9 protein-coding genes are annotated in these 13,257 nt (G+C 60.7%); 2 read left to right on the forward strand and 7 right to left on the reverse strand.

Going from position 1 to position 13,257, the window contains the following annotated elements:
- From A6M21_RS08065 to A6M21_RS19110, 3 genes are all read right to left on the reverse strand, one after another.
- A partial coding sequence (locus A6M21_RS08065; RefSeq protein WP_486599213.1) for a Ger(x)C family spore germination protein occupies positions 1–207 on the reverse strand: 207 nt, incomplete at its 3' end.
- A complete protein-coding gene (locus A6M21_RS08070) occupies positions 194–1,846 on the reverse strand; it encodes a spore germination protein (RefSeq protein WP_078060531.1) in 1,653 nt (550 codons plus the stop codon). The genes A6M21_RS08070 and A6M21_RS08065, both read right to left, overlap by 14 nt.
- A 273-nt stretch (positions 1,847–2,119) precedes the next feature.
- Positions 2,120–3,661, reverse strand: coding sequence for a bifunctional folylpolyglutamate synthase/dihydrofolate synthase (locus tag A6M21_RS19110; RefSeq protein WP_242868803.1), 1,542 nt, complete (start codon positions 3,659–3,661; stop codon positions 2,120–2,122).
- A 328-nt stretch (positions 3,662–3,989) separates the two neighbouring features.
- On the opposite strand from A6M21_RS19110, the gene A6M21_RS08085 reads away from it, so the two are divergent.
- Positions 3,990–5,123 carry a methyl-accepting chemotaxis protein gene (locus A6M21_RS08085; protein ID WP_066667639.1) on the forward strand — a complete coding sequence of 378 codons (1,134 nt, stop codon included), beginning with the start codon at positions 3,990–3,992 and terminating at the stop codon, positions 5,121–5,123.
- A gap of 56 nt (positions 5,124–5,179) precedes the next feature.
- Here A6M21_RS08085 and A6M21_RS08090 read toward each other — a convergent pair whose 3' ends face one another.
- A complete protein-coding gene (locus A6M21_RS08090; protein WP_066667641.1) occupies positions 5,180–7,831 on the reverse strand; it encodes a valine--tRNA ligase in 2,652 nt (883 codons plus the stop codon).
- Between the two features lie 269 nt (positions 7,832–8,100).
- Positions 8,101–8,559, reverse strand: a complete 459-nt coding sequence (locus tag A6M21_RS08095) for a TIGR04086 family membrane protein (protein ID WP_066667642.1) — start codon at positions 8,557–8,559, stop codon at positions 8,101–8,103.
- 277 nt (positions 8,560–8,836) lie between these two features.
- Between A6M21_RS08095 and A6M21_RS08100 the strand changes: the two genes are divergently transcribed.
- Positions 8,837–9,913, forward strand: coding sequence for an ABC transporter substrate-binding protein (locus A6M21_RS08100; protein WP_066667643.1), 1,077 nt, complete (start codon positions 8,837–8,839; stop codon positions 9,911–9,913).
- 251 nt (positions 9,914–10,164) lie between these two features.
- Here A6M21_RS08100 and yihA read toward each other — a convergent pair whose 3' ends face one another.
- Both yihA and lon read right to left on the reverse strand, forming a co-directional pair.
- Positions 10,165–10,749: a ribosome biogenesis GTP-binding protein YihA/YsxC gene (gene yihA / locus A6M21_RS08105; protein WP_066667645.1), complete on the reverse strand. Its 585-nt coding sequence runs from the start codon at positions 10,747–10,749 to the stop codon at positions 10,165–10,167.
- The gene (lon, locus tag A6M21_RS08110) at positions 10,730–13,159 is read right to left on the reverse strand and encodes an endopeptidase La (RefSeq protein ID WP_066667646.1); all 2,430 of its coding nucleotides are present in this window, start codon (positions 13,157–13,159) and stop codon (positions 10,730–10,732) included. The genes yihA and lon overlap by 20 nt, the downstream gene beginning before the upstream one ends.
- Positions 13,160–13,257: the final 98 nt, after the last annotated feature.

A 13,257-nucleotide genomic window follows, 5' to 3' on the forward strand; every position in this document is an offset into this window, starting at 1 on the left:
GACGCCGCCCCCACCGCCCCCGCCGCCCATCGCCCCGGGAATCAAAACCTGCGTCTCCAGGCGGATTTTATCCCCCGGCGCTTCGTCCACGGCGGTGAGCAGCACAATGCCTAGGTCCTCCACTTCCCGGTGGTCCCAACAGCCGGGCAAAAAGAGAAACAGCAGTGCCAGGGCGGTTAACCGCAGGCCCCTGCTAGCGCGGCCCATCCCGGCCGCCCCCTTTTCGCCCGCCGCCGGGCGCTGGCGGATGGGGCATCAATCCCGGTGTCTGGCGCCGCCGGTCGTCCCGGACCAGTTCCTCCGGACGGTTGTCCATCGCCCACCAGGGCGCCCGCCAGGCCACATCCTTCAGGTCCCCGGCGTGCAGCGGCGCCAGCGGGGCCAGATAGGGCACGCCGAAGGAGCGCAGGGAGGCCATGTGCACCAGGATGACCAGCATGCCGATCATCACTCCGAACAGGCCCAGGGTGGCCGCCAGGATCATCATCGGAAAGCGCAGCAGGCGCGTGGTGATGGCGATATTGTAGCTGGCCGCGGCAAAGGAGGCGATGCCGGTCAGGGCGACCACGATCACCATCAGGGGGGAGACGATGCTTGCCGACACCGCCGCCTGGCCGATCACCAGGGCACCCACAATACTTACCGCCTGGCCGATATTGCGGGGCAGGCGGATGCCGGCCTCGCGCAGCACTTCAAAGGTGAATTCCATCAGCAGCGCCTCCACGAAGGCCGGAAAGGGCACCCCCTCCCGGGAGGCGGCTACGCTGATTAAAAGACGGGTGGGAATCATCTCCTGGTGGTAGGTGGTCACGGCGATATACATGGAAGGAAGCAGCAGCGAAGCGACGAAGGAAATATAACGCAGCCAGCGGATGACCGTGGAAAGCTGCCAGCGCTCGTAATAATCCTCCGGCACCTGCATAAAAAGGACAAACTCCGCCGGTACCACCAGCACAAAAGGTGTGCCGTCGGTGAGGATGGCCACCCGCCCCTGCAAAAGCGCCGCCGCCACCCGGTCGGGCCGCTCGGAATGGAAGACCTGGGGGAAGGGCGAATATGGCTGGTCTTCAATTAATTCTTCTATGTAACCGCTTTCCAGAATGCCGTCAATCTTGATCCGGGACAGCCGTTCCTTGACCTCGCGCACCAGTTCAGGCGCGGCCAATCCTTTGATGTAAGCAATCTCCACCACCGTGCGGGTGTCCCGGCCCAGTTCGGTGCCCTCAATCACAAAATTGGGAGTGCGCAAAGAACGCCGGAGCAGGGAAGTGTTGGTGCGGATCTGCTCGGTGAAGCCGGTGCGCGGCCCGCGCACCACGCCTTCACTTATCGGTTCCTCGATGGCCCGTACCGGCCCGCCTTTCACATCGGCCAGCAGCGCCCGGTTACAGCCGTCGATGAACAGTCCGGCCGTGCCGTAAAGCACGCCGTCCAGCAGCTGAAAGATGTTTTCCGCTTCCCGCACCGTGCCCACGTTGATCATGAATTCCTTGAGTACGGCAAACAGCCCGCTCCGGCCGTCAACGGCGGCCATGCGCGATTCCAGGGTAAGTCCCTTGATCAGCGTGTCATTCAGGGCGCTGTTGTCCACCATGCCGTCCACAAAAATCAGTCCGGCCCGGGTGTTGCCACCCGCGCCCAGGCGCAGTTCCCGGAGCACCAGGTCGCTGTTCCGCCCGAGCATCTCTTTGATCAGCGCCAGGTTGTCGTCCAGACGGGCGCTCACAGGCATTTTTTTCAATTCTTCCGCCTGATGGGTCTCCTCCCACTGGGCGCCGGAATGCCGGAAACTCCGGCCGTCATTTTTTTGCCCCTGCGTCAACAGGCGGGAAAAACACCTGAGCATCCTGGACAAAGGCCACCCCTCCACCGAATGCAAACAATGTAGACATGTGGTATTATGGGTTGCCGGCGGCTTTTTTATCCAGAAACAGGGCGTTCATTTACGACGTAGGGACGGCGCCGGAGCCGGACATAAAAATTCAGCCGGCACCCGGCCCACTGCGCACCAAACACGGTAAATTTTTTGAACGCAACCACAAATGAAAAACCGGCGGCCGTACCTCGCCGCTCCAATGCTCCGGTACGGCCACCGCCTTCAAGAGCGGCCGTTTTCACATTACGTCAGGGTGGTGAACTGCTCCCGCGCTTCGGCCACCATATACAAAGAACCGGTGATACAGACCACCTCGCCGGGGCGGACCAGGGCCATCCCCTGGCGCACTGCGGCCGGGATTTCTTCCACCGTATAAACCTCGTGCACATAGCGCCGCGCCTCGCCGGCCAGGCGCTGCCAGTCGCCGGCCCGCGGGTTGTTTGGCCGGGTAACCACCACCGCCCGGGCGCGGGGGGCCAGTTCGGACACCACCCGCGCCCGTTCCTTGTCGCCCAGCATGCCCAGCACCAGCACCACCCCCCGGCCGGGGAAATAGTCGTCCAACGCCCGGCGCAAACTTCTCGCCCCGTCGTAATTATGGGCGCCGTCAATAAGCACCAGCGGTTCCTCCCGTACAATCTCCAGCCGGGCCGGCCAGCGGGTGGCCGCCAGGCCGGACGCTATGGCCTGCTCACTGACCGGCCAGCCCTGCTCCCGGAGCAGTTCCACCACCGCCACCGCCGTGGCCGCGTTGGCCAGTTGATGGCGGCCGAGCAGGGGAATGTAAAGCTCCCGGTGTTGACCGGTCAGCCCATCCAGGGACAGGTACTGTCCGCGCAGGTCAAACCCGCCCTCCCCCTGCCGCCAGGTAACCACCCGTGGCGGGGGGGAACCGGCGGCATTGCCGGACGGCCTTTCATCACCGTCTGCACTCGCCCGGCCGTCAATTTCCCCGGCATCAGGTGGCGCCGGACGGACCGCCGCGCTATCCGGTCCGCCCGTTGATAACATGGAACAGGCCGGCGCATTGGTTGACCCGCCGGACGGCGCCGGACCGCCATCCGGAAATATGGTTTCATCCGGCGGCGCGGCATAATCCGCCACACCCTCATGTGCTTCCAGCACCCGCACCAGGGGGGCGCCTTTTTCCCGGCAGGCCTGCCGGATCACGTGCCACGCCTCCCCCTGCGCGGCGGTGACCATGGGCACCCCGGCTTTGGCGATGCCGGCTTTGACGCCGGCAATTTCCCGGATGGTGTGGCCCAGGTAATCCATATGATCCATGGCCACATTGGTGATCACTGTGACCAGCGGTTTTTCCACCACGTTGGTGGAGTCAATTGCCCCGCCCAAACCCACTTCCAACACCAGGAAATCCACTTTTTCTTCCCAAAAATAAAGAAAAGCGGCGGCGGTGCTCACCTCGAACTCGGTGGGCTGCTCGAAGCCTTCCGCCACCATTGCTTCCAGGTGCGGCCGCAGTTGCGTGATCAATTCCGCCACCCGTTCCCGTCCGATGGCCACCCCGTTAATGCGGTAGCGTTCAGTATATGAGTGCAGGTGCGGTGAAGTAAAGGTGCCGGCGGTATAGCCGGCCTTTTCCAGCATAGCGGCCACCATGGCCGTCACGGAACCCTTACCGTTGGTGCCGCCGGTATGAATCACCCGCAACCGCCGCTGGGGGTCTCCCAAACGGCGAAGCAGTTCTTCAACCCGTCCCAGCCCGAAGTTGAAACCGAACTTGGTCAACTCCTGCAAATAGTTCATCGCTTCATCATATTGCAACTGAAAGTCACCTCGGTTGTTATTGCTGCCGCTTTTGACGGAAACCGGCGGGCCATACCGGTACAAACCGCCAGCGCTTTTATAAAGCGTCAAACCGGCCGGCCGCAACCCGGCAGGCATCACGGGCCGGCCCGGTGCAAAATATTAACTCACTCTTACATTTTCGACGTGTAATATTAAAGTCCTACAAATTATTGCCGATAATATCTTCATGAAGCCACGGTTTACTTTGACAGCTTTTTTACCATTGACGGAAAATTCTACAGGATTTTGCTCATCCCTGGCGAAAAACATAAAACAATGCAAATTAGATACTGGAGGGGGTCAAGTGGGGAAATTAAGGCTGAAACTTGTTTTATGGAGCGGGGTACTGGCCCTGGTGGCGGCCGCGGCCACCGGTGCGGGCGCCCGGCTGGGCGGCGGCGCCTGGCCGTTTTTACTGGGCGGCGCGGCCGCCGGTGTGCTGGTGACCGTAATAGCAGCCCTGCTGATTTATTCCTCCTTGCAATCCACCGTCGACATGGCTATCGACAAAACCGGCCGGGCCATCAATGGTGATCTGACCGAGCGCATCGAGGAAAAAAATTTCGGCTGGGGCGAGGTAAACAGTCTGCTTACCAATATCCGCAAAGTTTTGAAAGGCGTTTATAAGTGGTTCGGGCTGGTGCGCGATTACTCCGAAAACCTCAACCGGGCCACCGGCCAGATCGTCGCCGGCACCGACCAGATCAGTACGGGCAGCCAGGAGCAGGCCGGGCAGGTGCAAAAGTTGCTGCAGGGCATCGAGCAACTGGCCGGCGCCGCCCGCAAATCAGCCGGGCGGGCGCGGGAAACCGCCGGCGTGGCGCGGGAAACCGACCGCACGGCCCGCCAGGGCGAACAGGCCATTGACCGGGTGGTGGCCGGGATGAAGTTGATTCATGAAAAGATCGCCACCTTGGATCACAACTCGGCACGCATCGGTGAGTTTGTCGGTTTGATTGAAAACATCGCCGCCCAGACCAACCTGCTGGCTTTAAACGCGGCCATCGAGGCAGCCCGGGCGGGGGAGCACGGCCGCGGCTTTGCCGTGGTGGCCGAGGAAGTACGCCAGTTGGCCGAAAATTCCGCCCGCTCCACCCGGGAGATCACCCAGTTGGTGGATAACATCCAGGGAGCCACCGGGGAAAGCGTGACCGCCGTGCAGCAGGGACTGGAGCTGACCGGCGAAGTGCAGGCGGCCTTCCAGCGCATTCTGTCGCAAATGGACGCCACGGTGGACAGTATCGGGGAACTGGAAGCCGCCGCCCAGGAGCAGGCGGCCAGCACGGAACAAATGGTGGGCGGCGTGCAGGCCATTGCCGCGGTGGCCGAGGAAGCGGCGGCCAGCTGCCAGCAGACGGCGGCGATCACCGGCGAATTGAACAGCCTGGCGGAAAAACTGCAGCAGGTGGCTGAAATCTGGAAATTTGAAAAAGACTGAGCACGCGACAAGAGGACCCCGGTAAAGGGATCCTCTTTTTTGTCATCCCGGTCAGCCTAGCCGCGCAATATGCTCAATCTTTTTTCCACCGCCCCGTATTTGACGGCCAGTTCCGTTTCTTTGGCCCGCTCCTTTTCCACCACCGCCGCCGGGGCTTTGGACAAAAAGGCGGCGTTGCCCAGCTTGCCCCGCACCCTGGCCAGGTCCTTGCCCAAAACGGCCAGTTCCTTTTCCAGCCGGGCCGTTTCCCGGTCCAGATCGATCAATCCCTTCAAAGGCACAAAGATCTCCGCCCCGCCGGCCACCGCGTGAGCGGCCTGCGCCGGCCTTTCCGCCAGCGCGGGCAACACCTGCAGCCGGCAGGCGGCCAACCCCTCGATATAGCCGGGCCACGCCACCGCCAGGCGGCGCAGGTTTTCCTGCGGCGCCACCAGCACGGCGTCGGCCTTTTTACCCGGCGGTACATTCATCTCGTTGCGGATATGCCGGATGGCCCGGATTATTTCCATCAGCGTTTCCATTTCCGCTTCGGCCGTCTGGTCGCGCTGTTCCGCCCGGTAAACCGGCCAGGGGGCGAGCATGATGGTCGGCCCCCGGCGGGGCAGGCGCTGCCAGATCTCCTCGGTGATAAAGGGCATGAAGGGGTGCAGCAATTCCATGGCGCCGCGCAGCACCCGGGACAGCACGTCGCGGGCCACCGCCCGGTCCTGCCGCGCGGCGGGACTTTCGTCCCTGGCGTAAAGACGGGGCTTGACCAGTTCAATATACCAGTCGCAGAATTCATTCCAGATGAATTCATAAAGCACGCGCGCCGCCTCGCCCAGTTCGTAGGCTTCCAGGTAGGCGGTCACGTCACGCACCACCGCCTGGTAGCGGCTTAAAATCCAGCGGTCGGCCAGGGTAAGCGCTTCATCCGGCGCTGCTTCCGGCTGATCATCGCCCAGGTTCATCAGGGCGAAACGGGAGGCGTTCCAGATCTTGTTCGCAAAGTTGCGCGCCCCGTCCAGGCGTTCAAAGTGAAAGCGCAGATCGTTGCCCGGCGTATTGCCGGTGATCAGCATAAAGCGCAGGCTGTCCGCGCCGTGGCTTTCGATTATGTCGATGGGGTCCACGCCGTTGCCCAGCGACTTGCTCATCTTGCGCCCCAGGGCGTCCAGCACCAGGCCGTGGATGAAAATTTCCCGGAATGGTACTGCATTCATGAAATTCAAACCGCTGAAGATCATACGCGCCACCCAGAAGAAAATGATATCCCGGCCGGTGACCAGCACGGAGGTGGGGTAAAAGTAATCCAGCTCCGGCGTCTTTTCCGGCCAGCCGAGCGTGGAGAAGGGCCAGAGGGCCGAGGAAAACCAGGTGTCCAGCACGTCCGGATCCTGTTCCAGCCGGCTGCCGCCGCAACGGCATTGCTGCGGCGCCTGCCGGGACACAATCATTTCTCCACAGTCCCGGCAATACCAGACCGGGATGCGGTGCCCCCACCAGAGCTGCCGGGAAATACACCAGTCCCGGATGTTTTCCATCCAGTTCAGATATATTTTGCTGAACCGTTCGGGCACAAAACGCAGTTCCCCTTCTCTGGCCGCCCGGATGGCCGGCCCGGCCAGGGGCTTCATGCGTACGAACCACTGGCGGGAAAGCATCGGCTCGATTACCGTCCGGCAGCGGTAGCAGTGCCCCACCGCGTGGCCGATGTCTTCGACTTTTTCCAGCAGGCCCTGTGCTTTTAATTCCCGCACAATTTGCTTGCGGCATTCCCAGCGGTCCATGCCCTTGTATTCACCGGCTTCGTCCGTCATGCGGGCGTCCTGATCGATCACCTTCACCTGGGGCAGGTTGTGCCGCCGGCCCACCTCGAAGTCGTTCGGATCGTGCGCCGGGGTGATCTTCACCGCACCGGTGCCGAAGGCCGGGTCCACGTATTCATCGGCGATTACCGGCATTTCCCGGCCCACCAGGGGCAGGATCAACGTTTTGCCCACCAGATGCCGGTAACGCTCATCCTCCGGGTGCACGGCCACGGCCACGTCCCCGAGCATGGTTTCCGGCCGGGTGGTGGCCACGGTGAGCGAGCCGCCGCCTTTCACCGGATAGCGCACGTAATACAGCTGGCCGGGCTGATCCTGGTGCTCCACCTCAATGTCGGAAATGGTGGTATGACAGCGAGGGCACCAGTTGGTGATGTAGTAATCACGGTAAATCAAACCCTGTTCGTACAGGCGCACAAAAACCTCACGCACCGCCGCCGAGCAGCCCTCATCCATGGTAAAACGCTCCCGGTCCCAGTCGCAGGACGCACCCAACCGGCGCAGCTGGTGGGTGATCCGCCCGCCGTACTGCTCTTTCCAGGCCCACACCCGCGCCAAAAACTTTTCCCGGCCCAGGTCGAATTTGGTCAGCCCTTCTTTGGCCAGCTGCTCTTCCACTTTGGCCTGGGTGGCGATGCCGGCGTGGTCGGTACCGGGCATCCAAAGGGCGTTATAGCCCTGCATGCGCCGCCAGCGGGTGAGAATGTCCTGCAAGGTATTGTCCAGGGCATGTCCCATGTGCAGCTGCCCGGTCACATTGGGCGGCGGCATGACAATACAAAACGGTTTTCGCGCCGCGTCCACCTTAGCATGAAAAAACTTGCCTTCTTCCCAGTAACGGTACCACTTGTCCTCCACCGCCCGCGGATCATAAGTGGTGGGCATATCAAAACCGCTCATCAGATCTGTTCCCCTCTCTTTGGCCCGATCACAAAAAAAACCCCTTTTACCGCCAGGGGTTTTACAATAAACCCGGGGGCCGCATCAGCCCGTCATAAATGTTCACTCAGGCAATATATTATCTATTTTGCCCTCCGGTGTCAACCGCCGGCGCCCGGCGAATGTACCGCGCGGCAAAAACCGTTGCGGCCTGTTGGCATACATCCGCGCCCGGTACTGTTCTTCCCGGCCTCTTTTGCCGGCACTCAAACCGGTACCGCCCGTTGGCATTACATTCCCCGCCGGCGCAGCCCGTCGCGCCGGCCGGGACGGCGGAGCACGGGCAGGTTGACCCCGGCCACACCGCCCACCATGCCCAGTACGATACAGGCGCCCAGGCGCTGCAGCAACCCCGGGATGACGGCGGCGCTGGCCAGGGCCAACAGGAACAGTGACGCGCCGTAAAGCGCCCCCACCAGGATGCCGTGCAGCCAACCCAGGCGGCGGGCCGCGTTGCCGCCGGCCAACCCGCCCAGGGCGGCCGCCAGCAGGTAGACGGCGGTCAGCAGGGCGGCAAAGTGGCCGGCCGTCCCGCCGGCCACAACGTTCCAGAAGGCGAGCAGGGCAAAAGCGCCCAGGGTCAGACTGAGCGCCCAGATCAGGCCCCGCCAGACCGCCCCCGGCGCCACCGGCCACCCCCCGCAGCCGCCAGACCGGTTCCACTGCACGATAGTCACTCTTTTGAACATTTTTCATCCCCCCGTGGACAACCTTTTTATTCATACATATGCCTGTCCACCCGGAATATTCTTCTTTGGTTTCAACAAGCATTCATTGGCACCGGAAATTTAGTACCGGACATGGCAGCCCGGTAAAGTCAACATCAACACCCGGTGAGGCCCATAAACCACCGCTGCACCCGCCAAAGGCCGATGGCATGCCGCCAGTGATTTTTGTCATGAAAGACTGATTGGCAAATAAATATATTTAGAGGAATATTAAGCCAATCCCCAGGGGGTGTATTTTATGAAACGGTCGCGGCTGGTTCTGGCCGTATTGATTTTGTTAAGTGCGACCCTGGCAGCCGGCGCCTTTGCCGTACGGCCCTGGCACCGGGAGGAGCAGGCGGAGGCGCTCCGCCTGATCACCGGACCGCCTGCAATCGATTATTTACCCCAGTACATCGCCCTGGCCGGGGGGTATTTCCAAACAGAAAAACTTGCTTTGAAAATAACCACCGCCGCCAGCAAAGACGCCCTGCTGGCAGCACTGGCGAACGGCCACGCCGACGTGGCACTCACCGGGCTGGAGGATGCCGTTTACTCCCGCGCCGTCGATGGCCAAAAAGCCACGGCCTTCGCCGCCCTTACAGATGCCGGCAACACTTTCCTGCTCGCCCGCAAGCCGCCCGAATCCTTCAAATGGACGGATTTAAAGGGGAAAACGGTCATTACCGGCCGGCCCGACAGCCGGGAAACGGTGCTGTTGGAAGGAGTCCTGCGCCGGCACGGCATCAAACCCAATCTGGATGTCACCCTGTATACAAATATCCCGGACGGACTGCGTGCCGGCGCTTTTGAATCCGGTTCGGGCGATTATATCCTGGCTGACGGGGCGCTGGCCAGCCGTCTGGAATTCCGCCGCCTGGGCACGGTGGCGGCATCGCTGGACAAGGAAACCGGAACGCTGCCGGCTCTGGTTTATGTAACCCGGACGGAACTGATCAATAACAGCCCCCGGGCATTGCAGCGTTTTACCAATGCCATTTACCGGGCACAGCTCTGGCTGGCCCGGCACGACGCGACAGAGGCCGCCGGCCTGGCCGCCCCCTACCTAAAGGGGATGAACCGGGAGGAAATAATCAAGCTGATCAACCTTTACCGGGCGCAGCAAACCTGGCCCGCCGATCCGGTCATCCGCCGGGACGGCTACAATGATTTCGTACAGTTGCTGGATCAGGCGCGGGAGATACCCCGCCCGGTGGACTACAGCCAGATGGTGAACAGCAGCTTTGCCGGCGCGGCGGTGACTAACATCCCCGATGTGCCGGAAGAAAAAAAAGAGCGCTGGTTCGACCCGCTCTTGAAAATATTCTCCTGGTAGTGCAATTAACCACCATGACTTGCTGATAGCCGTACCTCCGGTACGGCTACCGCCTTCTAGAGCGTTCATATTTAAATGTCAAAAACGTTGACGCGCGATTCGTGCTGCCGGTTCGCTTACTTCATCTGTGCCGGGTTTCGTTTCCGGACAGCGTAAGTCGCTACTCCGGTACAATCACAATCCTTTTCATTTACCGGTTGCGTGCAAAAGTCATGGCTGTTAATATAAAAAGGCGGATACACATCCGCCCCTTACGTGGACCATTGTTCGATTACCTGCCACACTTCCTCTTTACCTTGACCGGTTTGCGCCGAAAACATGACCAGCGGTTCATTTTCGTCCAGACACAAAACCCGGCGTACCACCTGGAGATTTTTTTGCCCCTGGCTGCGGGAAAGTTTATCCGCCTTGGTGGCCACCACCGCAGTGGGCAGGCGGTGGTATTTCAGCCACTCATGCAGTTGTACGTCCTGTGCCGTGGGCGGATGGCGCAAGTCAACAATCTGAATCACCCCGCGCAATTCACGGCGTTTTTCCAGGTAGCTTTGAATTAAACGGCCCCACCCGGCGCGCATTTTTTCCGGTACTTTAGCATAACCGTAGCCAGGCAAATCCACCAGATAAAAACTTTGGTTGATCAGAAAATAATTCAGCATCTGGGTGCGCCCGGGGGTATTGCTGGTGCGGGCCAGACCCCGGCGGTTGACCAGGCGGTTCAACAGCGATGATTTGCCCACATTGGAGCGCCCAGCCAGGGCAACTTCAGGCAACCCCCCGGCCGGGCACTGGCTCAATGAGGCGACACTAATCACAAACTCAGCTGAAACGGTGTTCATGAATGGTTCCCGGTTCCTCCCCGTCCTGAATCACCGGCTGGTAAGGCATGCCTTCCGGCAGCGCGGCGCCGGCGGCGCCCAGTTCGGCCGGCGGATGGTATCCCTTTTCCAGCAGGGCTATTTCCAGCACCTCATCCATGTGCTCGACCAGTATGAAGTGCAGCTTATGTTTGATATTGTTGGGCACATCCTCCAGATCCTTCTGGTTGTCCCGGGGCACCAGCACGGTGGTGATGCCGGCCCGGTGTGCCGCCAGCACTTTCTCCTTGATGCCGCCCACCGGCAGGACACGCCCGCGCAGGGTGATTTCACCGGTCATGGCGATATCGTGGCGCACCTTTCGTCCGGTCAAGGCCGAGGCCAGCGCACAGGCCATGGTGATTCCGGCCGACGGGCCGTCTTTGGGTATGGCCCCCTCCGGCACGTGTACGTGGATGTCATGTTTGTCGAAAAACTCACCGCCCAGACCCAGTTCCGCCGCCCGGCTGCGCACGTAACTGTAGCCGGCCTGAGCCGACTCCTTCATCACGTCGCCCAGTTTGCCGGTCAGGGTCAACCGCCCGTTGCCCGGGTAAACAGTCACCTCGATGGCCAGGGTATCCCCGCCCATTTCCGTCCAGGCCAGTCCGGTGGTCACCCCCACCTGATCCTCCTGCTCGGCCACACCGTAGCGGTATTTGGGCGCGCCCAGGAACTGCTCCAGGTTCTGCATGGTAATGCGTACCTTTTTGACCTCTTCGGTGACAATCTGCCGGGCCGCCTTACGGCACAAACCGGCAATGGACCGCTCCAGGTTGCGCACGCCGCTTTCGCGGGTGTACTCACGGATCAACCGGCGGATGGTGTTTTCCGAAATACTGATCGTTTCCCCGGTCAGTCCGTGCTCCTTGATCTGCTTGGGCAGCAGGTGGCGCAGGGCAATCTGCACCTTCTCCTCCTCGGTGTAGCCGGAAAGATAGATTACCTCCATGCGGTCCAGCAGCGGCCGGGGAATGCTGTGCTGCACGTTGGCCGTGGTAATGAACATTACATTGGACAGATCAAAAGGCGCTTCGATGTAATGATCGCTGAAGCTGTTGTTCTGCTCCGGGTCCAGCACTTCCAGCAGGGCGGAAGAGGGATCGCCGCGGAAGTCCATGCTCATCTTGTCGATCTCGTCCAGCAGGAAGACCGGGTTTTTGGAACCGGCCGTGCGCATGCCCTGTATTATTCTGCCCGGCAAGGCGCCCACGTATGTGCGCCGGTGGCCGCGGATCTCCGCCTCGTCGCGCACGCCGCCCAGGGATATGCGCACGAACTTGCGCTCCAACGCACGGGCGATGGAACGGCCCAGGGACGTTTTGCCCACACCCGGCGGACCGACAAAGCACAAGATGGGACCCTTCATTTTCTTGGCCAGTTTGCGGATAGCCAGGTATTCCAGGATGCGCTCCTTGACTTCCTTAAGGCCGTAGTGATCCGCTTCCAGGATGGATTCGGCCGCCTTGATATCCAGGCGGTCCCGGGTGCTCTTGCTCCAGGGCAGGGCGATCAGCCAGTCCAGATAATTGCGCACCACGGTTGATTCAGCGGCCATCGGCGGCATTTTTTCCAGCCGCTCCACCTCTTTGAGCGCCTTCTCCTCTACTTCTTTGGGCAGTTTGACTTCGGCGATTTTTTCACGGTATTCCTCGCCTTCCGCCATGCGATCGTCCTTTTCACCCAGTTCTTTCTGGATGGCCTTCATCTGCTCGCGCAAATAATATTCCTTTTGGGTTTTTTCCATCTGCTTACGCACGCGAATATTAATCTTGCGTTCCAGTTCAACAATTTCCAGTTCCTTGGCTACGATGGCGCACAGCTTTTCCAGCCGCTTGACAATATCCACGGCCTCCAGCACCTGCTGCTTATCCTCGATGCGCAGGGTCAGGTGTGAGGCGATGATATCGGCCAACCGCCCCGGTTCCTCCAGGTTGACCACCGAAACCACCGTTTCCGGCGGAATGCGCTTGGACAGTTTGACATACTGCTCAAACTGATGCACCAGACTGCGCATCAGCGCTTCCACCTCGGGCGTTTTCACAAACTCCTCGGAATATTGTTCTACCTCCACCTTGAAATACGGCTCCTGGCCGGTGTATCTCTTGATCCGGCCGCGGGCGACGCCCTCCACCAGTACCCGGATGGTACCGCCGGGCAACTTCAAAAGCTGCTTGACCTCGGCCACGGTTCCGATCCGGTATATGTCCTCCATTCCGGGATCATCGGTCTGGGCTTCCTTCTGGGTGGCCAGAAAGATCACCCGCTCTTGAATCATGGCCTCCTCAATGGCCTGTACCGATTTATCCCGGCCCACATCCAGGTGGATGACCATGTAGGGAAATACCAGGATGCCCCGTAACGGCAGCAAAGGTAACACCCGTATCTCCATTTGCTGCACCCCTTTCCAGGTATAGTCGGTTATCTTGCTAGTTACAATTCATTTTAACATACGCCCGGCCGTACTGCCATAGCAATAAGTGGCACGGA

Source organism: Desulfotomaculum copahuensis, from assembly GCF_001655685.1.
Lineage (GTDB): Bacteria > Bacillota > Desulfotomaculia > Desulfotomaculales > Desulfovirgulaceae > Desulfotomaculum_G > Desulfotomaculum_G copahuensis.

Bases quoted from the DNA above. Each gene is read 5' to 3' on its own strand.
- A6M21_RS08070 (WP_078060531.1), bottom strand. From the start codon at position 1,846: ATGCTCAGGTGTTTTTCCCGCCTGTTGACGCAGGGGCAAAAAAATGAC.
- A6M21_RS08090 (WP_066667641.1), bottom strand. From the start codon at position 7,831: ATGAGCGGTTTTGATATGCCCACCACTTATGATCCGCGGGCGGTGGAG.
- A6M21_RS08095 (WP_066667642.1), bottom strand. From the start codon at position 8,559: ATGTTCAAAAGAGTGACTATCGTGCAGTGGAACCGGTCTGGCGGCTGC.
- A6M21_RS08100 (WP_066667643.1), top strand. From the start codon at position 8,837: ATGAAACGGTCGCGGCTGGTTCTGGCCGTATTGATTTTGTTAAGTGCG.
- yihA (WP_066667645.1), bottom strand. From the start codon at position 10,749: ATGAACACCGTTTCAGCTGAGTTTGTGATTAGTGTCGCCTCATTGAGC.
- lon (WP_066667646.1), bottom strand. From the start codon at position 13,159: ATGGAGATACGGGTGTTACCTTTGCTGCCGTTACGGGGCATCCTGGTA.